We start from the raw sequence: 21,732 nt of genomic DNA on the forward strand, positions 1-21,732 counted from the left end.
TTATTAGCATATATTCATAATCGTTCTATTAAAAACGCTACGAAAAGCGGGTAAAGGGTGAAATAAACATCAAAATCCACGATAATACACAGTTCATGTATTGTGCAGACCTAGTTGAGATCAAAATGACTGAAAAAACATTTATTAAAGGTAAAGACCGCGATTTAGAGTCGTCTATCTCTACCATGCAAAACAAGCTAAAAGCGCTAAATATTAATATTGAAGAAGCGCTATGGCTTAACCCTGTAGCAAACTGTTATTCAGTTCATATAAAAGATAGCGACTGTGGTGTGATGTTTACTAACGGTAAAGGTGCCACTGATAAAGCCTCTATCGCTTCTGCGTTAGGTGAATATTTTGAGCGCTTAAGCTGTAACTACTTTTTTGCTGATTTTTACTTAGGTGAAGAATTTGCCAATGGTGACTTTACCCATTATCCGAACGAAAAATGGTTTAAAGTAGCAGAAGATGAAGTACCACAAGGGATTATGGATGAGAGCTTATGGGATTACTTCGACCCAGAGCGTGAATTAACCGCTTCACACCTTTATGACTTTAATTCTGGCAATTTTGAACGTGGTATTTGTACTGTACCTTATACTCGCCAGCGCGACGGCCAAGAAATTTATATTCCGGTGAACGTGATTGGTAATATTTTTGTATCCAATGGTATGAGTGCTGGTAATACTAAATTTGAAGCCCGTGTACAGGGGTTATCTGAGGTATTTGAACGCGCTATTAAAAACCGTATTATTGCCGAAGGCATTAGCTTACCTATCGTGCCTGAAGAAATAGTAAAACAATACCCTAAAATTCATGAAGCCTGTGAAGAACTTCGTAGCCATGGTTTCCATTTACGTATTGCGGATGCCTCACTTGGCGGTAAATACCCTGTAATGAGTGTTACGCTAATCAACCCAGTAGATGGCTCTGTATTTGCTTCTTTTGGTGCTCACCCTTCATTTGAAGTAGCGCTAGAGCGTACCGTTACCGAATTACTGCAAGGTCGTCGCCTAGATCAACTAGACGTATTCCAACCTGCTACTTTTGACAACGACGAAGTGGCCACACCTGAAAACATTGAACTGCACTTTATTGATTCAAGCGGTTTAATTTCACATGACTTTTTCCGTTCTGAAGCTGACTTTGAATTTGTACATTGGGACTTTAGTGGCTCAACTGAGCAAGAATATAACTTCTGTACTGATTTAATTCACAGCATGGGCCATGATATCTACATCATGGATTACACTCATTTAAATGTGTATGCATGTCGTATTTTAGTGCCTGGCATGTCTGATATTTATCCGGTAGATGAGCTTATTTGGCGTAATAATAACGAAGGGGCTAAATTCCGTGAAACCTTCCTATCACTAGATCAGTATGACACTGAGCAACTGATGGAAATTTACGATAGCTTAGAAGAAGCTGGCCACAGCGATATTATTCGCGCAGCTGAATTTATTGGCTTAGCAACCGATGCTGACACGCCTTGGCATACCCTACGCATTGGTGAACTGAAAGCGCACCTGTGCTTAGCGGCAGGTAGCGAAGAAGCGATTGATTGGGTTGACTGGATTTTACATACCGGCCAAGTTAATGAAGATGCGATGCGTCATTTCCGTTGTTTAAAAGCAATCCTTGAAATTAAATATGATGACGAACGTGAGTATGCAAGCTACCAAGACGCTTTAGGGCTTATGTTTGGCGCTAACAATGTAACCCTAGCGATTGAGATTGCAGAAGGTCGCACACGCTTTAACGGCTTAACCTTCCCAGGTTTATCGCTTGAAGGCTTTAAAAAGCATGCCGCATTACTGGATGGCTACCGTAAGTTACATGTTGCGAAACAGCAGCATTGGGCACGAGAAGTCAGTGATTCATAATATCTGAGCTTGTTTAAAGTTAAAAAGAAAATGGCGCATATTTCACTGCGCCATTTTTGTTTCTGGTGTTAATTAGCTATAGTTAAGCTTTCTATATTAACAATTTAATTACACCCTATGTGGCAACAGCGTAAAAGTAAACGCACATCTGTTTATAATCTTAAACTTACCTTTTTATTTGCAATCAGTTTAATTGTAATAACAAGCTTAGTGCTTGATCGGCTGAACTATAATCGTGCAAAAGATGCTTACCGTTTACAAGTACTTTCTCAAGTAAGCACCTACAGAGCCCAGCTTGAAGCTACTTTAGTCTCGAATATTCAGTTAATACGTGGTTTGGCTGTAGCCGTTGCTGCCGAGCCTAATTTGAGCCAAACACGTTTTGGGCAAATTGCCGCTCCGCTGTTTAACACCTCTAACGAACTACGTAATATTGGTGCTGCACCTAACATGGTCATCACAATGACCTACCCGCTTAAAGGGAATGAAAAAGCCATTGGACTCAATTTTTTAGAAAATAAGTCACAACGTGATGATGCTATTAAAGCACGCGATACTAATACCATTGTAATGGCTGGGCCGCTCACGTTAGTTCAAGGCAATGAAGCTTTGATTGCACGAGTGCCGGTTTATTTACCTGAAGACCAATCTTTTTGGGGGCTGCTTTCTGTGGTGCTCGATCTAGAAAAAGTCTATAACAACGCAGGGATTTTCGAATTACAAAAAAAATACACCGTTGCCATTCAAGGACGTAACGGGTTAGGTAAGCAAGGTGAGTTTTTCTTTGGTGACCCAGAAATTACAAGCCAAAATCCGCTTGAGTTTAATCTAAATTTCCAAGGCGGTGCTTGGCAGCTCTATGTAGTGCCAAAAACAGGTTGGCAGCCAGCATCGTCGTCTGTCTGGCCATTACGTATTGTTATTAGTGTTATTTTAAGTTTGCTTATTTTTGCGTTTTTATTGTTTTTAAAAATGCTCAATAGAGAACACGAAAACGAAAAAATGCTCGAGGTAATGAGTAACCTAGCTCAAGTAGGTGCATGGTCATTTGATTTAGAAAAAAAACAGGTATTTTGGTCAGACATGACCAAAAAGATATTTGAATACCCTTTAGATGAGCAACCTAAATGGTCATCCGATTTATATTACTTTAAAGAGGGAAAAAGCAGAGATAAGGCAGCTGAACTAATTACTAGGGCGGTTAAATATGGTGAAAGTTACGAAGCCGAACTAGAAGTTATTAATGCCAAAGGCGAAGTGATTTGGGCGCTAATACATGGAGAAGCAGAGCATAAAAATGGGCGTTGTATTAGAATATTCGGCTCATTACAAAATATAGATGCCCGTAAAAAAGTAGCAATAGAAGATCAAAAAATAGCTCGCTTTAACGAAACCTTAGCATCGCTAACTATTAGCGATCACATATTAAATGGCAAATTAAGCGAATCAAAAGAGCTTATAACTCGTGCGGTGTGCCGTGCACTTAAAGTGAATACTGTGAGCATTCGCTTGTTTGATAAACATAAAACTCAGCTTACTCCTATCGCGAGCTATAGCCAAAATAACAGCGATAACAATACCCCTTGGCGCCAGCAAGACATCCCTGATTTTTTTACCAGCTTAGAGAACAAAGCCGTTTTTAGCGCCCAGAACGCTCAGCAACAAGCTTCCCTCGCCCCCATAGCAAAAAGCTACCTAGAACCATCATCCATTAAAGCAATCCTCTGTGTGATGATCCCCGCGGGCAGCGGCTCTATAGGTGTGGTGTGCGCAGAGCAAGCAACCGTTAGAGCATGGACGCAAAACGAAGAAGGTTTTTTAATTGCTATCGGCGCGCTAATAGGAAGTCTTCACTCTAGTGAACAACGCATAGAGACTGAAGCAGAATTAGTCAAAGCAAAAGAAGCCGCAGAACAAGCTGTGATTGCTAAAAGTGAGTTTTTAGCTAGCATGAGCCATGAAATTCGTACCCCGATGAATGGGGTGTTAGGCATGCTTAACCTTATTCAAACGACCTCGCTTGATCAGCAGCAACGTCACCATATCAAACTGGCTCAATCGTCAGCGGAATCTCTATTAGGAATTATTAATGATATTTTAGACTTTTCTAAAATAGAAGCTGGTAAGTTAGACATAGAAAACATTCAATTTAATCTACCCAAATTACTCGGCGAAATTGTTGAGTCGTTTGCGCTCAAGGCCGAAAGTAATAACACCCAATTAATTTTAGATACTACGCATGTAAGCACTAGTGAGATTGTGTGCGACCCAAATAGGTTGCGACAAATTTTAAATAACTTGATTGCCAATGCCATAAAGTTCACCCAAAACGGACAAGTACTGGTAACCGCCACCATAGAAAAAACTCTCGACAATACAACTTTAGAATGCGCGATTATTGATACCGGCATTGGTATTAGTTTAGATAAGCAAAAACAGTTATTTGACTCTTTTACTCAAGCTGATGCATCAACAACGCGCCAATATGGCGGCACTGGTTTAGGTTTGGCAATAGTTAAGCAGCTGTGCGAACTCATGGGAGGCGAAGTAAGTGTAAATAGCTTACCCAATGAAGGCAGCACCTTTGCTTTTTCAGTCAATATTACCTCAGTGATAGACCAAGCATTTGATTTAGATTGCCAACATATACAAGCAAAGCGGATCCTGATTGTTGATAATAGTGAAATGAATGCCACCATCACCGAGAAGCAATTAATGCTATGGGGCGCAGATGTCAGTGCAGTATGTGACTATGAAGAGGTTGAAGCTTATATAAGTAACCATCAACAAACGCCCCCAGATGTGGCAATTATTGACAGTAGCTTTTTGGAGCCTGTAGCACACCTTCAGGCTGAAAAGCTGAAACATTTTTTAGAGAAAAGCCACGTTTTGATTATGGCTCCAATGAGTTCTTCAAAAAGCAGTTTATTTTATGGAGACAAGGAAACTGCCTTAATTTTTAAACCACTCACCGCTATTGATTTATATGACACGCTGGTAAAAGGAACACTGGCAGAACAACCCAAAGAGGTAGAGCTCTCTGCGATTAATACCCCGAAAAAAGCGAAAGGCCATGTATTGTTAGTTGAGGATAACAAAGTAAATCAGGTGGTTGCCGGTGCATTATTAAAACAAGCCGAGCTCACCTTTGATATTGCAGAGGATGGCGAGGATGCACTAACTAAATTAAATCAAGCAACCGCAAACACTTATCAACTTATTCTAATGGATTGCCAAATGCCTATTATGGATGGTTACCAAGCAACCATGGCTATTAGAGAGGGCCTTGCGGGTCAAGAGAATCGAGCCATTCCCATTATTGCTCTTACGGCTAATGCAATGCACGGAGATAAAGAGAAGTGCTTAAACGCTGGTATGAATGACTATTTAAGTAAGCCTCTCGATGGCCCCGCTATGCATGCTAAATTGCAACAATGGCTTAGCGCTAAATAACAGTGTAAGCTTAAAATAGAATCGATGAAGTAAGGGATATTATGCAGTTATCAATTGAACAACAAAGAGTTATTGGCTGTTTATTGGAAAAGCAAATAACAACGCCTGAACATTACCCGCTATCATTAAATGCTTTAACGAATGCCTGTAACCAAAAATCAAACCGCGCTCCTGTGCTCGACTTAAGTCAACAGCAAGTTCAGGCGACTATCGCCGAGCTAATCGACTTACGCTTAGTAACAGAAGATGAAGGCCTCAGTGGCCGCGTATCTAAGTACGACCATCGCTTTTGTAATACCCCATTTAGCCACTTACAATTTAACGCACAACAACGCGCTATTATTTGTTTATTATTATTGCGAGGTGCCCAAACACCTGGTGAATTAAAAACCCGTTGCGCTCGCTTAGCTGATTTTAACAATGTTGACAACGTTGAAGCAGCGCTTGCACAATTGATTGAAAATAGCCATGTTAAGAAGCTACCTCGTGAGTCTGGTAAACGTGATAGTCGTTTTATCCATTTATTTGCAGCTCCTTCTTCAGAGAACGATGACCCTGTAGCAACACAAACCATGACAGACGAGCTAGAAAACCGAGAGCTCAATGACCTACTCGCTGAAATTGACGAACTAAAAGCTCAACTTAAACAAATAAAAGAGTATATAGGGCTTTAATTGTGTAATTTGAAATCACATAATAGCTATTCTTTTTTGAGCATTAAAACTTTTTAACTTTAAGGAGCGGGCCATGCGCGCCGAAATTATGGCTGAGATGAAAGTTCAGCCTAGTATTGATGTAAACGCTGAAATTAAACGCCGAATAGACTTTATTAAAGCACGTTTAAAAGCCGCATACTCAACCTCACTGGTACTGGGTATTAGTGGTGGCGTAGACTCATCAACCTGTGGCCGATTATGCCAACTTGCTATTAATGAACTTAATCAAGAGCACCAAGACACGCAATATCAATTTATTGCTGTGCGCCTACCTTATGGCGTTCAAGCAGATGAAAGCGAAGCACAAATGGCGGTTGATTTTATTCAACCTAGCACGCGTATGACAGTCAATATTCAGCCTGCTACCGACGCGCTGCACGAGCAAACAATGGCAACTTTAGCAGGAAATAGCCAACCTCTGCCAACACAAGAAAAAATAGACTTTATTAAAGGTAATGTGAAAGCACGCCAACGCATGATTGCACAATACGAAATTGCTGGGTTTTGCCAAGGACTCGTTGTAGGTACCGACCATAGCGCCGAAAATATTACCGGTTTTTATACTAAGTTTGGCGATGGCGCCTGTGATTTAGCCCCTTTGTTTGGTCTCTCTAAACGTCAAGTAAGAGCACTGGCTACAGCGCTAGGCGCACCAGCACTGTTAGTTGAAAAAGCACCTACTGCCGATTTAGAAAGTGATAGACCAGGTTTAACTGACGAGGAAGCACTAGGCTTAAGCTATGAAGAGATTGATGACTTTTTAGAAGGCAAGCCGGTTTCAGAGTATGTGGAGCAAACACTGATTGCTATTTTCCAACGCACGCAACATAAGCGCCAGCCTATTCCAACAATATACGATGCTTTTTAAATCAATATTATAAGTATAACTTAACTGATCTAGCCGCTTATATATTTCGTAAATATGGCGTGAAAATAAGCGGCTTAAATTTTTAACGGTTAACCTTAACGCTTGCCAACAGAGAGTTTTATATTTTATGACACCCCCTATTTTGATTACTGGTGCAGGACAACGCATAGGCCTTGCGCTCGCACAGCATTTTATAGCCCAAGGGCAAGCGGTCATTATTACTTATCGTACCCGTCATGAGGCTGTAGATTTGTTAGAGCAACAAGGGGCGACTTGTCTTTATGCTGACTTTAGTTCTGATGAGGGTATTAATACTTTTATTACATTACTTAAAGCACATACAGAATCACTAAAGGTGATAATTCATAACGCATCAAGCTGGGACTGCGAAGCTAATAACCCACAGTTTGAGCAATTGTTTGATAACATGATGCGTATTCATGCCAAAGCCCCTTATTTAGTCAACTTACATTGCGCTGATTTGCTGATGCGTTACCACGCAGAGTCTAATCAACCGGCAGATATTATTCATCTCACTGATTATGTAGTTGAAACGGGCAGCCCAAAGCACCTTGCTTATGCGGCCAGCAAAGCCGCATTGGATAATTTAACTAAATCATTTAGCGCTAAATTTGCACCGCAGATAAAAGTAAACGCTATTGCTCCTTCATTGATTATTTTTAACCAACACGATGATGAGCAATACCGAGCAAAAACATTGAAAAAATCATTAATGGGCATAGAACCTGGATGCCAAGAAATTATCAATAGTATTGACCTACTACTGAACAGCCATTACATCACAGGCCGCGCTTTACCTGTTGATGGTGGTCGCCATCTTAAGTAAGTCATCTAATAAAACTGAGAAACTTATGCATAATGAATTAAAAGAAAGCTATCAAAAAATTATAACCGCGGTAGGTGAGGATGCAGAACGCGAAGGGTTGCTAGACACCCCAAAACGCGCAGCAAAAGCGATGGAGTACCTAACTCAAGGGTACCGCCAAACGCTTAACGAAATCACGAATAATGCCGTGTTTACCTCAGATGCTGACGACATGGTATTGATACAAGATATAGAGCTTTACTCTATGTGTGAGCATCACTTATTACCATTTATTGGTCGTTGCCACATTGCTTATATTCCTGATGGCAAAGTATTAGGTTTATCTAAGTTTGCACGTATTGTGGATATGTTCTCTCGCCGTTTTCAAATTCAAGAGCAACTTACCCATCAAATTGCCAAAGCGGTCGAGGAAGTAACTGGTGCCAAAGGTGTAGGCGTCATTGTTGAAGCAAAGCACATGTGTATGATGATGCGTGGCGTAGAAAAACAAAACTCAAGTATGCGTACCTCGGTTATGCTTGGTAACTTTAGAGCCGATCCGAAAACACGTAATGAGTTTTTACAGCTGATCAAAGGATAATGTATGGCAAACGCAATAATTAATGTAACTAACTTACGACTACGCACGTTTATTGGTTTTAACCCTGATGAACGAGAGAAAAAACAAGATGTAGTTATTAATTTAGAAATTCATTATCCGGCAGATCAAGCTTGTGAAACAGATGAAGTAGAGCAAGCACTTAACTACAAAGTAATAACTAAAGAAGTGATTAGCTTAGTTGAGCAAGGCCACTTTTTATTGCTAGAAAAGCTAGTTGCTGAAATCCTTGCTGTTTGCCACTCACATCCAAGTGTAAATTATGCCAAATCCCGGGTGGATAAACCCCATGCGCTGCGCTTTGCAGACTCCGTGTCGCTAACTCTCGACTGGCACAAATAATCCAACGGCAAGGGCTATTACAGCTAAATAACGTAGCCCTTTGCCGAGTGTTACCAGCACTAAAAACATACTAAAGCGCACTTTAAACACGCCGCCAATAACGGTTAGTGGATCGCCAACAATAGGTAACCACGCGAACAGTAAGCTATATACCCCATATTTATTAAACTGCTTTTGGGCTTTTTCAAGTCCTTTTTCAGATACTGGAAACCATTTTTTATCTTTAAAACGCAATGCCTGTGTTCCCAACCAATAATTAACACAGCTACCTAATACATTTCCTAAAGTTGCCGAAAGCCAAATTAATCCTAGGTGAGTATTGCCTTGTACTATCATGCCGCCCATTAACACTTCAGACGAGCTGGGTAATAAGGTAGCCGAAATAAAGGCAGTTAAAAATAAGGTGATATAAAGCATGTTACCCTTATGGCTAACAATAAAACGAGGGAATAACGCTGATAAGCTAATAACCTACAGCAAGCGTAATACGCCGCAGCTTTGCAATCTTACAAACAAAGCCTTGGCTAGATTGCATGGCTGTTATTTTATTAAATTTAAACTCAGCGGATAATTAAATTCTTTACCATCATTAGCTTTTACGCTAGCAATAATAACCATCACAAATGAGAAAATCGCTACCATTGGTAACAAAATCAAACCAATCACTGCAAAAATAAGTAAAAAACACACAAAATAAGCTATAGCCATAGTGATCTGAAAATTAAGTGCTTTTTTACCATGCACATCAACTATAGGCATTTCATCTTTTTTAATCAGCCAAATAATCAATGGGCCTAATACTGAGCCAAACGGGATGATAAACCCTGCCAACGCACTTAAATGACATAACATAGCCCATGTTCTGTCATCTTTATTCACCACTTTAATCTCTTGATTTTGTTCCATAACACTCTCCCTTATCGTTTTTATTTTGCGCTAAAATGACATTCATACTCATTAGCCACCTTAATGTAAATGCTTATTTATCCAATGCAAAGCATTTGTGTATATTTAAAAAATAAAAAAGCGCAGCCAATAGCTGCGCTTGTTTGTTTTGCCTGTATCAATTACTTATTAACACCCGCTAAATCAAGCATAAACGCATAGTTAAGTGCCGTGTCTTCCAAACGCTTAAAACGACCTGACGCCCCTCCATGCCCTGCTTCCATATCAATTTTAAACAGTAGCTTGTTATCATCGGTTTTGTAATCTCGCAGCTTAGCCACCCACTTGGCAGGCTCAAAATATTGTACCTGCGAATCATGTAAGCCTGTTGTTACTAGCATATTAGGGTAGTCTTGCTTGCTTACTTGATCATACGGTGAATACGACAACATATACTCATAGTATGCTTTTTCGTTAGGGTTACCCCACTCACCGTATTCGTTAGTTGTCAGAGGAATGCTCTCATCTAGCATAGTGGTTACTACATCAACGAAAGGGACTGCCGCTACCATGCCTTTATAGAGCTCAGGCGCTTGATTTGCTACAGCGCCCATTAATAAACCACCAGCACTGCCACCTTGAGCAAAAATTAGCTCTTTATCGCCATACCCTTGGGCTACCAATGATTTAGTAACATCTACAAAGTCATTAAAGGTATTCTTTTTAGTCAGTAATTTACCCGCGTCATACCAAGGACGCCCTAACATTTGCGAACCACGAATATGCGCAATGGCAAATACAAAACCACGGTCAAGCAAACTTAACCGCGTACTAGAAAAGGTAGGATCCATGGTCGCTCCATACGAGCCATAACCATATTGTAGCAACGGATTGGTGCCATCTTTTTTAAACATGTCTTTACGATAAACTAAACTCACAGGCACTTTAATGCCATCTCGAGCCGTTACAAATAGTCGTTCTGATGCGTAGTTATCTGCACTAAAGTCACCCAACACTTTTTGCTGTTTTAATAATGTTTTTTCGCCAGTGGCCAAATTAACATCATAAGATGAACCCGGCGTCGTCATACTGGTGTAATACACACGCAGCGTATCGCTGTTTAATTCGTTATTACCGTACGCATTAATTGTGTACGCACTGTCGTTAAAGCTTAGTGGTAACTCTTTGCCTGATGTTAAATTACGCGCAATCAGTGTTGATTGGCCCATTTCGCGTTGTTGGTATACTAAGAAGTCATCAAATAACTCAACGTCTTCGAGTTTAATATCCTCGCGGGCAGGGATCACACTCTGCCAATTTTCTTTATCACCGGCTTTATCAATATCAACTTTCATAAGCTGAAAGTTAACCGCATTTAAATTAGTCACAATGTAATAAGTATTGCCTAATTTTGAAATGCTGTATTCAAGGTTGGCTTCACGCTCAATTAAACGCTTTGGCTTAGCATTTACATCATCTGCACTAAGCACTGACAAACCCGATGCATCAGTACTGCTATGCCAAATATAAATTTCTGAGCCGTCTTTGCTCTTGCTAATACCAGTGTAATAGCTTGTGTCTGTTTCTTCGTAAACCAGCTCATCATCGCTTTGTGGCGTACCAAGCGTATGACGATAAACTTGATAACCAAGTAAGGTTTGCGCGTCTTTTTTGATGTAATACACCGTTTTATTGTCGTTCGCCCACACAACATAACCACTGGTACCTTCAAGCGTGTCTTCTAATAATTTACCAGTGCTTAAATCTTTAATTTTTATGTTGTAAACACGGCGACTTACCGTATCTTCACCATACGCCATTAAGTTATCATTTGGGCTTACATTAAGACCACTAACTGCAAAATAGTCATGACCTTTAGCTAGTTCATTGACGTCTAAAATAACGTCCTGATCGGTGCCTGCAAAATCACTACTGCGCAAGTAAGTAGCATACTCATTATCGCCGCGAGTTTGCGACGAATAATAATAGTTACCTTTTTTAACTGGCACTGAATCATCATCTTTTTGAATTCGCCCTTTTAGCTCTTCAAATAACGAAGTTTGTAACGTTTTTGTATGCGCAAGCATTTCATCTGTGTAAGCATTTTCAGCCTCAAGGTAACTAATTACCTCAGGAGCTTTACGCTCATCATCACGCATCCAATAATAATTATCGATACGCGTGTCGCCATGGACTGTCATTTTATACGGTACTTTCTTCGCAATAGGCGGCATGACTGCGATTTTAGCAGCTGCGTTTTCAATTTTTGCTGATTGCTCAACGTCAGGAGCTTTGTTACATCCCCCTAAAATAGCTAAGGTAATAAAAGTAAGAACAAATGGGGTATGTTTCATTGATTGGAATCTCTGTAGTTATTATTTTTATTAAATATACCTAATATTTAATAGCACGGAGATTTAGTTTGTGAAGCTATGTAAAAAGGGAGCCGAAGCTCCCTTTAAATAACATTTAAGTTAATACACTACTTTTGCTTACGACGACGCATAAATGCAAACGGCGCAACTAGTAATGTTAGCCAAGCTAATGAGCCTGACGAGCTTTTCTTCGCTGGCTCTGGAGTAACAACCGGAGGTGCTACTTTAGTAACGGATATTGTTACCATTGCAGGCTCTGACACATTACCACGAACATCAATCGCAACAACTTCCATTTCTGCAGATGTATCACCCGCTAATAAAGTGGTATCTGCAACTACAATTTGACCATCTGCATCAACTGCAAAGCCAAGGTTTGTATTAGATTGAACATAGTATTCTGAAACAGCTAAGTCTAAATCTGATTCTTCAATAGTAAGCGCACCTACCACTGTTCCATCAGCTGCATCTTCAGAAACACTAAACTCACCACCAACCAGCATTGGTGCTTCAACGTCTGGTAACTCTAGGTCTTCAGCTGCCATTACTTTAATAATGTTAGTACCTGAACCTTGCGATAATGCAAACGGGCCGCTTGCAGAAACAACCGCTTTCTCACCAGGTTTAAGTGAAGAAATTGCTTCACCTGTCTCATAAGAGGTCATTTCAACTGCTGGTTGTACGCCAAATACTGTTGAACCTGTTACGCTGTCTGTTTCACTGTAAACACCAGTTTGGTAACTAGGGTAGCCTACCGATACTTTGAAGTTCATTTGCTCACCAAGAAGCGAAGCATCAATATTCATTAACTCTGAACAGCCTGAGAAAGTAACTGTGTCTTCACCTGCAGCATGGAAAAGCGGCGTACCCCATTGCCATGCATCATTACCAGCGCCATCAGTCATACCAATTAATGTGCGGCTACGACCTGGGAATGCAGTTGAGCGACCACGGTCATTTAAGTTCTGCATGAATAGATCTGAGACATTATCATTATCTGTATCTATTTCAATTCTATAACCCGCTTGGAAAGTATGAGTTAACGGATCGCGTAGTTGTATTGATGACGTAATATAAATTCCTGAATCACAGAAATCTGCATTGAATGCAGAGAATGTAGTAGACAGGATATTAAACTCAGCATCTTCAACTGATTTTTCTGTCCCCATTGCAACAATACTTTCAGCTTGTGGAGAAATTTCAGTTTGACCTGTATTTTCAATAACCAATGCCATTTCATTGTTAACAATTTCAGGTGAGTAGCTCAACTGAGTCGCAGCTTTTGGCATTGCATGATAAACAACATGTAAATCGTGATCGCCATCTGTAGATGCATCATCAAATACTAACGCACCATCAAACTCTACTGATGTTAATGCAGCGCTTCTTGCTGCAATATCCTCTGCACTGAATGGATTTTCCAATTCCCATGCAGGTAATTTACTTGGATCAACTGTCATTGTAATGTCAAAGTTAATCGCTTGACCTGCCGGTACTGTTATAGATTCAGGGAAATCCCAACTAACTGCGCCCGTATCAATATCATTTTGGTAACGTGCCTCTGTGCGAAGGTTATAAGTTTTTGCATCTGCAGAGAAGTTCTTAACCGTCACTGTTTTAGTAATTGAACCTGATTCAGCTAAACTTACTAAACCATAAGATAGTGCAGCTTGTTTAGTGTCAAACTCACTATTATGAACCCATGCAGCAACTGGCAAGTTAGCCGCCTTAGTCACATCAACTAAACCAGCGCCTATCATACTTATTGGCGCAAGCTCTGAATCAGGATTAATCGCTAGAGGCTCATTAGTTACGTTTAAGTTTGCTGCATTCATGATTGTTGCTTTAATCTCAAACGCATTACGCTCTGGATGCGCTTCACGGATCATTGCAACAGCGCCTGCTGTAATTGGGCCAGAGAAAGATGTGCCTGAAACAGGGTTTGTGCCTGTTTGCGTGCCTGCTGCTGCTACGTCAATGCTCGTACCTGGCGCTGTAATTTCTGGTTTTAATAACCCATCCATAGAAGGACCACGAGATGAGAATGTTGCAACCGCACCTGCCGTTGTTTTAATTTCAACGCTAATATCAAATGTTGCAGGGCCGCCAGCAGCTAATTGAGCTTTTAAAGCTGCACCTGCAGCAAAGTTAATGCCTACGTTTTTAATAGTTACGTCCGCATCAAAACCACCCATAGGTGCTGGGGTACCATCGTCGGTGTTGTTTGCAATCATTACAAACTCAGCACCGTTTGTTTGTGCATTCAATACTTTTTGTGTAAATGCACACGTACCACGGTCGATTAATACTGCTTTACCAGTAAAATCTACGTCCGCAGCGAACGCATCACAACCATTCTGATTCGCATCAGGGTAAACCAAATCAATATCTGCACCTGAAATTGTATATGCTTCTTGTGGGCCAAAACTTGATGGCTGTATATTACCTTCAACGCCAGCAACAGTACCTGTTGCAACACCGATTTCAGTTGTTGGGTGAGTCATTGCACCTACAGATAGTGCATTAGGTGTTGTACTTGGACCACCTACACGGAATGGATTGTCACCGTCATTGCCGGCAGAAATAACCATGTTTACACCTAAATCAACGGCTCGTTGAATTAGGAATTGCGTACCGCCACCCGTGTAAGTATCACCAAACTCACCACCTAATGACATATTCATTACATCAACACGGTCTGAAATGTCACCATCGCCATTTGGATCCATTGCGGCTTCTAAAGCGGCTGCTTGTGCAGCACCCGGACAACCGCCGCCACACACTGAGTAAGCGTACAGTTCAACGTCAGGAGCAATACCATTTACAGAGTTTGCAGATGATGTACCGTGGTTTGTTGGAGCACCTGTAGAAGGTGAATTAGCGGCATCATTTTCAATTGGATCAGCATCATCACGTATAAAGTCGTAACCACCTTGTACAATGCCTTGTGGCCATGCAACTGATGTTGGATCAGCTTGAGCTGCTAAATAAGCTTCAACTGTGCCAGCACCACCAAACGCTGCGTGCGTGTAGTCAATACCTGTATCAAGTACTGCAACACGTTGACCTTTACCACTTGCAATTCCATCAGTTATAAGTGGTTTTGCATTGATATATTCTGAGCTTGCTGCAACATGTAGCTCGCGATCGAACATTGGTAAAACTTTAGCAACACGATCATCTTTTGCAATTTTTGCTAACGCTTCAGGCGTTGCTTGAACTATTAACGTTGGCGCTAAAATTTTAGTTTTGCCAATTACCTTAGCATTAAAATCTAGGCTGCTAAGCTCAACCGCCATTATGTCCTGAAGCTGCTCAACCTGAGCGGTTACTTCACGGTTAGATGATACTTGGTAAGTCCCATCTGCCACTGCATCAACTGAAGTTTTTGATTTTAAAACAATCATATGAGCTGAAGGCGCTTTTTTATCAGCAGCTATTTCTTTTACTTGCTCTACTTGCTTGTTAGTCATTGTAGCATTTGGCAAAGTCGCAGCACTGGCAAGTGTTGCCACAAATGCACTTGATACAGCAGTCGCGATTGCTGTTCTTTTAATTATATTATTAGACATCGTTTCCCCTAGGATAGGTTATGTATTATTGTATTTACTAGTTTCAATTCCATTGATTGATAACTACGAATATAAAACGTTAACCTTTGCAGGAGCAACAGCATTGCTACATTTAAGTTACAAAAAAGCACACACCAACAAAAATAACAACATAAAACATTGATTTTAATGTAATAAAAAACAAAAACTAATTGTGAATGATTGTAAATGATACAGTTTTAATTGAGAGTAAAATGAACAACGATGTAATTAATATTTTAACTATGGCTAAGGTCATTCAAACAGCCGTTGCACCCGTTTTTTTAATTACCGGTATTGCGGCAACACTCGGGGTATTATCAAATCGCTTAGCACGTATTACAGACAGAGCAAGGCAGTTAGAGCGAAAGTTAAAGGTCAGTGTTGATGAAGTATTTAACCTGTCTTTAACTACTGAGCTGAGAGCACTCCTAAAGCGTTCACGGTGTATTCATATTGCATTTAGTTTAAGTGTCTTAAGTGCATTATTAGTATGTGCCGTAGTTATGTTGTTATTTTTATCGCACATACAATCGGTTAATTTAGGTGTCACTATCGGTAGTTGTTTTGTTGGTGCCATGGCATTACTAATATGTGCATTTATGTCATTGCTTGGCGAGGTATTCTTGGCGACACGTAGCATGCGTCGAGGAATGATATTTGCTGATATTGATATAAATGATTAAAACCAGCTCTTTAACTTGAACTAAAGCCTGAGCTAAGATACAAAGATAATTAAAGAACCCTTAAAGGAGTAGAGTAAAGTGAAATTGAAGCAAGTATTTATCGGGGCATTACTATCTACATGCGCACTTAGCGTATCTGCAAATTCTGCATTTAAAGAGCCAAGTGATGCGATTGAGTATCGCCAAGCTGCATTTTCTATGATTTCAGTTCAAATAGGCGACATGGGTGCCATGCTAAAGGATAAAATTCCTTTTGATGCAGAGCAATTTAAGCAGCGTGCAAATAACGCAGCGGCATTGTCTAAAATGCCTTGGGAAGCTTTTTATGCAGGCACTGATAAGGGTGATACATCAGCACTTCCTGCGGTATGGTCTGAAAACGATACATTTATGAAAAAAGCGACAGCATTTCAACAATATGCTGATGAACTTGCTGTAGCAGCTCAAACAGGTGACAAAGCGGTCATTGGTAAAGCGTTTGGTGCATGGGCTAAAGGCTGTAAAGATTGCCATAAGCAATTCAAAGACTAATATATACGGTGTATTTAACAATAAAAATGGCGCTGTATTAGCGCCACTTTTTTTAACTAAGCAAATAACTTAAAGGCTCACTTCCCCAAGTACTCATTAATAAAACCAGTAATAGCGAAAGTATAACCCATGCAACCCATGCTGACTTTGTCTCTGACTCTGAGCTTTGAGTTGGCAGTGCTTTATTACCGGTGATCATTGCTTTGACCAAAGGCTTGCCCTTGATTTTATAAGCAATAATAGCCACAACATGCAACATAATCGCATAAAATAAAATATCAAAATTGATATGATGCAACCAATTGGCAAAATCAATGGTATCACTCGATACATACTGCGCTAACGGGCCATCAGTTAAAATGCCATCACTGCTCATTAAACCACTAACCAGTTGCGTAATAATCAGGATAAAAAATAATAACACCATATAACTACCTGGTGCAGAGTGGCCCACATCATTTATTTTTTTGCCACTAAAAGAAGCAAGCACCGACTTAGGAGAATGCAGTAATGCAGATATTCTTGCCGTTTTACTGCCAAAGAGGCCCCATATAATCCGTGTTGAGATAAGCGCTAGGGTAAAAAAGCCAACCACAAAATGTAGCTCTATCATGGCCTCTTCAGCACTAAAATAAAGCGCAGCAATACTCAATACTAATAACCAATGAAAGCTTCTTACAAAGCCATCCCACACTTTTACCTTAAACATTGCACCTTCCCTAAAAAAAAGTATCATCTAAAACGCTAACTATTTTAGCATCTTAATATTAAGGTATCCTAATGAGTCTTTCTACCAGTGCGCAGAGTAAAACACATGCAATCAATTAAAAAACCAGTATTAAAAGGCTTTTTAGATATGCTGCCACTGTGTTTAGCAGTTATTCCTTGGGGCATTTTATGTGGCTCGCTAGCAATACAAAATGGCTTTACCCCTTTTGAAACTCAAGCCATGTCGCTACTGGTATTTGCAGGCTCGGCGCAGCTGGTTGCAATTGAGCTTATTGCTGGTAATACCCCTCTACTAACCATTCTTTTTACCACGTTTATTATTAGCTCTCGCCATTTTTTATATGGCTTGGCGGTTCGTCACAAAGTGATTGAGCAACCCATGCGATGGCGTCTTCCTGTCAGCTTTGTGTTAACTGATGAACTGTTTGCCTTTTCGCACCACCCTCGCGCCTATCGTACTAAAACCCGTTTAATTTATGCATTGAGCGCAGGTTTTAGCTTTTACATTGCGTGGAATATTTGGACTCTAATTGGCATTGTAGCCGGTACTATGCTTCCGGATCTCACTAATTTAGGACTCGATTTTGCAATTGCAGCAACTTTTATTGCCTTAGTAATTCCAGGGATTAAAAACTTAGCCACTTTAATCACGGTCATTGTTGCAGGGATCAGTGCCACTTTATTAAAAAGTACAGGCTTTGAATTGTGGTTAGTATGCTCAGCGCTACTCGCGATGAGCGCAGGTTACGCTGTTACCAGATTAGTGCAAAATAAGGATGCCAAATAATGATGACCACTATTTTGCTAATGGCATGTATTACCTTTTTTACTCGTTATTTATTCTTACACCGCGCATTACCATTTAAAGTAGGGCCTAAAATGCAGCAATTTTTAAGCTTTAGTGCACCTGCGGTTTTAACGGCGATTTGGGTGCCTATTGTATTTATAAATGACGAAGGTATAAACCTAAACTGGCAAAACCCTTATCTTAGTGCAGCTATAGTCGCTATTGTTGTTGCTTACAAAACTCATAATATTTACTTAACTACCTTGGCTGGTATGGGGCTATTTTTAATTTTAAATTAGCAGCAAGCGCTGTAGAAGTGACTTAGACTTTGTAGATCATCACGCAAAGGTTAGACTATGCAAAATAAACCAATAATAAGCGTATTTATATGCACCCATTCCATCAACTAAAGACTACCAGCCTGCAAGGCCAGCCTATCGACTTTAAAGAGTTTGAAGGTAAAGTTGTACTAATAGTAAATACCGCGAGTGAGTGTGGATTCACTTATCAATATAAGTCGTTGCAAGCATTACATGAAAAGTATGCAAGCCAAGGCTTAGTCATTATAGGTTTTCCTTGTAACCAATTTGGTCAGCAAGAGCCCGGAGACGCGGAGCAAATAGCGCAAGGTTGTTTAATAAATTATGGGGTTAGTTTTTTAATCGCAGAAAAAGTAAATGTAAATGGCCAGCACACAGATTCAGTTTTCCGCTATTTAAAATCTGTACTGCCTGGATTTTTAACACGAAAAATTAAGTGGAACTTCACAAAGTTTTTAATAGCAGCTGATGGCACACCCATTAAGCGCTTTGCGCCTATTACCAAACCTGAAAAACTAGAAAAAGTAATTAAAAAAGCATTGCTCAAAGCTAAAGCTTAATCCTTAAAAAGTATAAAGAGGCTCAAAGCCTCTTTATTGCCAACCTACAGCGCTTTTAAACAACCACCTAAGTAATGATTAAATGCTAGTATGTTGGCGCTTATTTGTACTAGCGACAGCCTAATCAATATAATCGTTTAAGTCATCTTCACCTAGGTTTTTACGCAAGCGTTTTTGCTCAAGGTAATCCTCTAACTTTCTTTTTACCTTTTGCTTTTTCTTGTCGTGTTGATTACGCCCGACCATTTCGTATTCGTCTTCAACAAAATCATCATCTAGCGCATCGTAACTAAATGTCTTACCCACAACCCACTCCATAAAGTGTTTGAGACCAACCTCGGATTTTTATATCGCGATAATTGGTGAAATTAAAATGTTCAACATAAATTCACTGTACAAATTTACGTCAAAATAAAGCCACATCGCTATCCTAAATAGTCTCTGTGTCAGTATTGTGAATAAATAGCGCTAAATTTCAATTGTGGAAAGTGAGAGTTTTTTATCGTATCGATAGATTTTATTTATTAGCATTTAATTATTGGTTATTTTGACCAAAACTTAGCCTTTCCTTTAAGTTTGCTTTTAACTACACCTCAGCCAAAAACACTCAACCAACTGTTTTTAAACACTAAAAACTATTGGCATCAAACTTGTTATGAGTTAATTATCATCAGCAAAAAAACAGAGAATAAACATGAAAAAATTATTATTAGTTAGCGCAATACTGTGTACCCCAGTAGCAATGGCCCATAACAATAGCGACTCTTCAATTTCATTTAGTAACGATGAATGTAACGTTGAATTTAAAAACGATGTACGCATCAAACCCAATGAGTTAGAAATTTTTAAAGCCGATAACCAGCGCATGTTATTTACCGCTGAAGGTGAGCTGTCTATCAATGGCGAGCAAGTAGCATTAAATAGTACACAGCGCCAAGCATTGACCGACTACACTGACAATTTACGCGTGCAATTACCTGAAGTAGCTAATATTGCCCTTGAAGGGGTTAAAATTGCAGGTGTGGCATTAGAAGAAGTTGCCAATGCGTTTAATATTGACGGCCTCGATAATATTTCAACCCTGATGGAGGATATTCATCAAGAAGTTGAAGGCACTTTTTATCAACAAGGTACTTTTGTGATGGGTCAACAAAGCTTTACTCAATTTGGTGAAAATTTTGAACAGCAGTTTGAACAACAAATAGAAACAGCTGTTGAATCAGCAGTAATGGAATCAATGGGCAGCATTTTAGTGGCATTGGGTTCTGAGTTAATGAGTTCAGGCGGTGACATGCAAGCATTTGAAGAGCGCATGGAAAATATGGGCGCACAAATAGAAGAAAAAGTGGAGCTGCATGCCAAAACACTTGAAAAGCGTGCAAATTCATTATGTGATGATTTTGTTGAAATAGCACAACAAGAAACGCAACTAACCGCTCAAGTTCCTGCATTAAAAGGCTATGAGCTATTTACTATTAAACAGCACTAATACCCCGCATTAATCTCCCTTTGCGGCATTTGCTTTTAAGCTATGCCGCATTTTGCGTTTTATACCCTATTTAAAACCATTTAACTCAAATAATAGACTGTTGAGCGGATCTACTCTTGCTGTGCAGCGTTGTTTTGTGGCTTCATAGTAAAATACAAGTCAAAGTATAATCTTCGCTTCGCTCTAGATCACTTAACATAACGCCCAAGCCGATGATTGTAAGCCCAAATTGCAAACATATTTAAACCCATCCTCTTAGATTTATACTCATGAGATGGTGCGATCCCCAGTTAGAAGCGTTTTAAAACGCAACTAACTCCAAAGTGCCTAGTAGCCTAGGCACTTTTTTTATGCTTACAAACTATAAAATGCTCTTTTTGTAAGTTTATTTAGCGCCTCTTTTACGATAAATAATTAACCAACTATAAATAACATGTTAAATCTTATAGCAGAGTCGATCCTGCCACCTAAATTAAAGATATTTTAATCTGAATAACTATTCACAAAAAGTCTTTATAATGCAGTTAAATAATTAATAAAATCAAAAAATCCCGATATAAAAGCAAGATAAAGGAAATTTAAAATGAATAATTATACAATTTAAAATAAAAAATCGATTAACTACTAAGCTAACAAACCCACTTCAGATTAAAAAAACTAATAGCTCACCAGCAATTTTTATCGCTTTATTTTTAACCACATCGCGGGCAATATGCGCATGTTTTCAACAGACACAACCTCGGAGCGAATAACATGAACCCAATTAATACACTTAACCAAACAGCCACAACTCACGTTGCCGTTAAGCCAACTAATCGCAAAGCAAGAATGCTTGCTAAACTTAACCGTTACGGAAAAAAATTAGCACTTGGCGGTGCAATTCAATACAAATAATCACCCAACCATGATTTTGTATTGTTGCAGCAAACACCCAACCTCTAAATGAAGACTCTTCTTTAGCTCCTCCTGTTTGCTGCCAGCCACCTCATAGCTAAAAATCACCTTAAATCTTCATTATTTATAAAAAAAACCGCATTTACGCTCACTTTTTAAGCAAACGATCTTTTTGC

20 protein-coding genes are annotated in these 21,732 nt (G+C 39.7%); 14 read left to right on the forward strand and 6 right to left on the reverse strand.

Annotated features, from left to right (window positions below):
- The first annotated feature begins 125 nt into the window (after positions 1 to 125).
- The 7 genes from ycaO (at position 126) to folX (ending at position 8,710) form a co-directional block, all read left to right on the forward strand.
- A complete protein-coding gene (gene ycaO, locus BW139_RS12890) occupies positions 126 to 1,886 on the forward strand; it encodes a 30S ribosomal protein S12 methylthiotransferase accessory factor YcaO (RefSeq protein WP_008109006.1) in 1,761 nt (586 codons plus the stop codon).
- A 117-nt stretch (positions 1,887 to 2,003) separates the two neighbouring features.
- Entirely contained in the window at positions 2,004 to 5,339 is a 3,336-nt protein-coding gene (locus BW139_RS12895) for an ATP-binding protein (protein WP_076919945.1), read from the forward strand.
- 41 nt (positions 5,340 to 5,380) lie between these two features.
- The gene (locus BW139_RS12900) at positions 5,381 to 6,013 is read left to right on the forward strand and encodes a YceH family protein (RefSeq protein WP_008109001.1); all 633 of its coding nucleotides are present in this window, start codon (positions 5,381 to 5,383) and stop codon (positions 6,011 to 6,013) included.
- A gap of 73 nt (positions 6,014 to 6,086) precedes the next feature.
- Positions 6,087 to 6,923 (forward strand): ammonia-dependent NAD(+) synthetase, encoded by an 837-nt coding sequence (gene nadE, locus BW139_RS12905; protein WP_076919946.1) that lies wholly within the window; start codon positions 6,087 to 6,089, stop codon positions 6,921 to 6,923.
- A 127-nt stretch (positions 6,924 to 7,050) separates the two neighbouring features.
- Positions 7,051 to 7,770 carry a dihydromonapterin reductase gene (gene folM / locus BW139_RS12910; RefSeq protein WP_076919947.1) on the forward strand — a complete coding sequence of 240 codons (720 nt, stop codon included), beginning with the start codon at positions 7,051 to 7,053 and terminating at the stop codon, positions 7,768 to 7,770.
- A gap of 25 nt (positions 7,771 to 7,795) precedes the next feature.
- Positions 7,796 to 8,350, forward strand: a complete 555-nt coding sequence (folE, locus tag BW139_RS12915; protein WP_008108996.1) for a GTP cyclohydrolase I FolE — start codon at positions 7,796 to 7,798, stop codon at positions 8,348 to 8,350.
- A gap of 3 nt (positions 8,351 to 8,353) precedes the next feature.
- Positions 8,354 to 8,710 (forward strand): dihydroneopterin triphosphate 2'-epimerase, encoded by a 357-nt coding sequence (gene folX / locus BW139_RS12920; RefSeq protein WP_076919949.1) that lies wholly within the window; start codon positions 8,354 to 8,356, stop codon positions 8,708 to 8,710.
- Here folX and BW139_RS12925 read toward each other — a convergent pair.
- The 4 genes from BW139_RS12925 to BW139_RS12940 all read right to left on the reverse strand — a co-directional run bounded on the left by BW139_RS12925 (position 8,687) and on the right by BW139_RS12940 (position 15,542).
- The gene (locus tag BW139_RS12925) at positions 8,687 to 9,127 is read right to left on the reverse strand and encodes a YqaA family protein (RefSeq protein ID WP_008468537.1); all 441 of its coding nucleotides are present in this window, start codon (positions 9,125 to 9,127) and stop codon (positions 8,687 to 8,689) included. The two genes, folX and BW139_RS12925, sit on opposite strands and share 24 nt — an antisense overlap.
- A 123-nt stretch (positions 9,128 to 9,250) precedes the next feature.
- Positions 9,251 to 9,616 (reverse strand): DUF4870 domain-containing protein, encoded by a 366-nt coding sequence (locus BW139_RS12930; protein ID WP_008108988.1) that lies wholly within the window; start codon positions 9,614 to 9,616, stop codon positions 9,251 to 9,253.
- A gap of 161 nt (positions 9,617 to 9,777) precedes the next feature.
- Entirely contained in the window at positions 9,778 to 11,949 is a 2,172-nt protein-coding gene (locus BW139_RS12935) for a S9 family peptidase (RefSeq protein ID WP_076919950.1), read from the reverse strand.
- 128 nt (positions 11,950 to 12,077) lie between these two features.
- Positions 12,078 to 15,542 carry a S8 family serine peptidase gene (locus BW139_RS12940; RefSeq protein WP_076919951.1) on the reverse strand — a complete coding sequence of 1,155 codons (3,465 nt, stop codon included), beginning with the start codon at positions 15,540 to 15,542 and terminating at the stop codon, positions 12,078 to 12,080.
- Between the two features lie 233 nt (positions 15,543 to 15,775).
- Between BW139_RS12940 and BW139_RS12945 the strand changes: the two genes are divergently transcribed.
- Both BW139_RS12945 and BW139_RS12950 read left to right on the forward strand, forming a co-directional pair.
- On the forward strand, positions 15,776 to 16,246 hold the full coding sequence (locus tag BW139_RS12945; RefSeq protein ID WP_008468529.1) for a DUF2721 domain-containing protein: 471 nt from the start codon (positions 15,776 to 15,778) through the stop codon (positions 16,244 to 16,246).
- 78 nt (positions 16,247 to 16,324) lie between these two features.
- On the forward strand, positions 16,325 to 16,777 hold the full coding sequence (locus BW139_RS12950) for a cytochrome c (protein ID WP_076919952.1): 453 nt from the start codon (positions 16,325 to 16,327) through the stop codon (positions 16,775 to 16,777).
- A 52-nt stretch (positions 16,778 to 16,829) separates the two neighbouring features.
- Here the strand turns inward: BW139_RS12950 and BW139_RS12955 are convergent, their stop codons facing one another.
- On the reverse strand, positions 16,830 to 17,486 hold the full coding sequence (locus BW139_RS12955) for a cytochrome b/b6 domain-containing protein (protein WP_076919953.1): 657 nt from the start codon (positions 17,484 to 17,486) through the stop codon (positions 16,830 to 16,832).
- A 105-nt stretch (positions 17,487 to 17,591) separates the two neighbouring features.
- Here BW139_RS12955 and BW139_RS12960 point away from each other — a divergent pair, with 105 nt between their 5' ends.
- The 3 genes from BW139_RS12960 (at position 17,592) to BW139_RS12970 (ending at position 19,173) form a co-directional block, all read left to right on the forward strand.
- Complete coding sequence (locus BW139_RS12960; RefSeq protein ID WP_076919954.1) at positions 17,592 to 18,293, forward strand: AzlC family ABC transporter permease; 702 nt, start codon at positions 17,592 to 17,594, stop codon at positions 18,291 to 18,293.
- Positions 18,293 to 18,592, forward strand: a complete 300-nt coding sequence (locus BW139_RS12965) for an AzlD domain-containing protein (RefSeq protein ID WP_008108977.1) — start codon at positions 18,293 to 18,295, stop codon at positions 18,590 to 18,592. Before BW139_RS12960 ends, BW139_RS12965 begins: the two co-directional genes overlap by 1 nt.
- An 89-nt stretch (positions 18,593 to 18,681) precedes the next feature.
- A complete protein-coding gene (locus BW139_RS12970; protein ID WP_008468524.1) occupies positions 18,682 to 19,173 on the forward strand; it encodes a glutathione peroxidase in 492 nt (163 codons plus the stop codon).
- A gap of 120 nt (positions 19,174 to 19,293) precedes the next feature.
- Here the strand turns inward: BW139_RS12970 and BW139_RS12975 are convergent, their stop codons facing one another.
- On the reverse strand, positions 19,294 to 19,479 hold the full coding sequence (locus BW139_RS12975; RefSeq protein ID WP_008108975.1) for a PA3496 family putative envelope integrity protein: 186 nt from the start codon (positions 19,477 to 19,479) through the stop codon (positions 19,294 to 19,296).
- Positions 19,480 to 19,867: 388 nt separating this feature from the next.
- Between BW139_RS12975 and BW139_RS12980 the strand changes: the two genes are divergently transcribed.
- Positions 19,868 to 20,662, forward strand: coding sequence for a YggN family protein (locus BW139_RS12980; RefSeq protein WP_076919955.1), 795 nt, complete (start codon positions 19,868 to 19,870; stop codon positions 20,660 to 20,662).
- 753 nt (positions 20,663 to 21,415) lie between these two features.
- Positions 21,416 to 21,556, forward strand: coding sequence for a hypothetical protein (locus BW139_RS18495; protein WP_008113257.1), 141 nt, complete (start codon positions 21,416 to 21,418; stop codon positions 21,554 to 21,556).
- The last annotated feature ends 176 nt before the right edge of the window (positions 21,557 to 21,732 follow it).

It is taken from the genome of Pseudoalteromonas sp. SK18, from assembly GCF_001974855.1.
Classification (GTDB): Bacteria; Pseudomonadota; Gammaproteobacteria; order Enterobacterales; family Alteromonadaceae; genus Pseudoalteromonas.

Excerpts from the sequence above, each read along its gene's own strand:
- ycaO (WP_008109006.1), top strand. The coding sequence starts at position 126 with ATGACTGAAAAAACATTTATTAAAGGTAAAGACCGCGATTTAGAGTCG.
- BW139_RS12980 (WP_076919955.1), top strand. The coding sequence starts at position 19,868 with ATGAAAAAATTATTATTAGTTAGCGCAATACTGTGTACCCCAGTAGCA.
- folX (WP_076919949.1), top strand. The coding sequence starts at position 8,354 with ATGGCAAACGCAATAATTAATGTAACTAACTTACGACTACGCACGTTT.
- BW139_RS12970 (WP_008468524.1), top strand. The coding sequence starts at position 18,682 with ATGCACCCATTCCATCAACTAAAGACTACCAGCCTGCAAGGCCAGCCT.
- folE (WP_008108996.1), top strand. The coding sequence starts at position 7,796 with ATGCATAATGAATTAAAAGAAAGCTATCAAAAAATTATAACCGCGGTA.
- BW139_RS12895 (WP_076919945.1), top strand. The coding sequence starts at position 2,004 with ATGTGGCAACAGCGTAAAAGTAAACGCACATCTGTTTATAATCTTAAA.
- BW139_RS18495 (WP_008113257.1), top strand. The coding sequence starts at position 21,416 with ATGAACCCAATTAATACACTTAACCAAACAGCCACAACTCACGTTGCC.
- BW139_RS12925 (WP_008468537.1), bottom strand. The coding sequence starts at position 9,127 with ATGCTTTATATCACCTTATTTTTAACTGCCTTTATTTCGGCTACCTTA.
- BW139_RS12960 (WP_076919954.1), top strand. The coding sequence starts at position 17,592 with ATGCAATCAATTAAAAAACCAGTATTAAAAGGCTTTTTAGATATGCTG.
- BW139_RS12900 (WP_008109001.1), top strand. The coding sequence starts at position 5,381 with ATGCAGTTATCAATTGAACAACAAAGAGTTATTGGCTGTTTATTGGAA.
- BW139_RS12940 (WP_076919951.1), bottom strand. The coding sequence starts at position 15,542 with ATGTCTAATAATATAATTAAAAGAACAGCAATCGCGACTGCTGTATCA.
- nadE (WP_076919946.1), top strand. The coding sequence starts at position 6,087 with ATGCGCGCCGAAATTATGGCTGAGATGAAAGTTCAGCCTAGTATTGAT.
- BW139_RS12955 (WP_076919953.1), bottom strand. The coding sequence starts at position 17,486 with ATGTTTAAGGTAAAAGTGTGGGATGGCTTTGTAAGAAGCTTTCATTGG.
- BW139_RS12945 (WP_008468529.1), top strand. The coding sequence starts at position 15,776 with ATGAACAACGATGTAATTAATATTTTAACTATGGCTAAGGTCATTCAA.
- folM (WP_076919947.1), top strand. The coding sequence starts at position 7,051 with ATGACACCCCCTATTTTGATTACTGGTGCAGGACAACGCATAGGCCTT.
- BW139_RS12965 (WP_008108977.1), top strand. The coding sequence starts at position 18,293 with ATGATGACCACTATTTTGCTAATGGCATGTATTACCTTTTTTACTCGT.
- BW139_RS12935 (WP_076919950.1), bottom strand. The coding sequence starts at position 11,949 with ATGAAACATACCCCATTTGTTCTTACTTTTATTACCTTAGCTATTTTA.
- BW139_RS12930 (WP_008108988.1), bottom strand. The coding sequence starts at position 9,616 with ATGGAACAAAATCAAGAGATTAAAGTGGTGAATAAAGATGACAGAACA.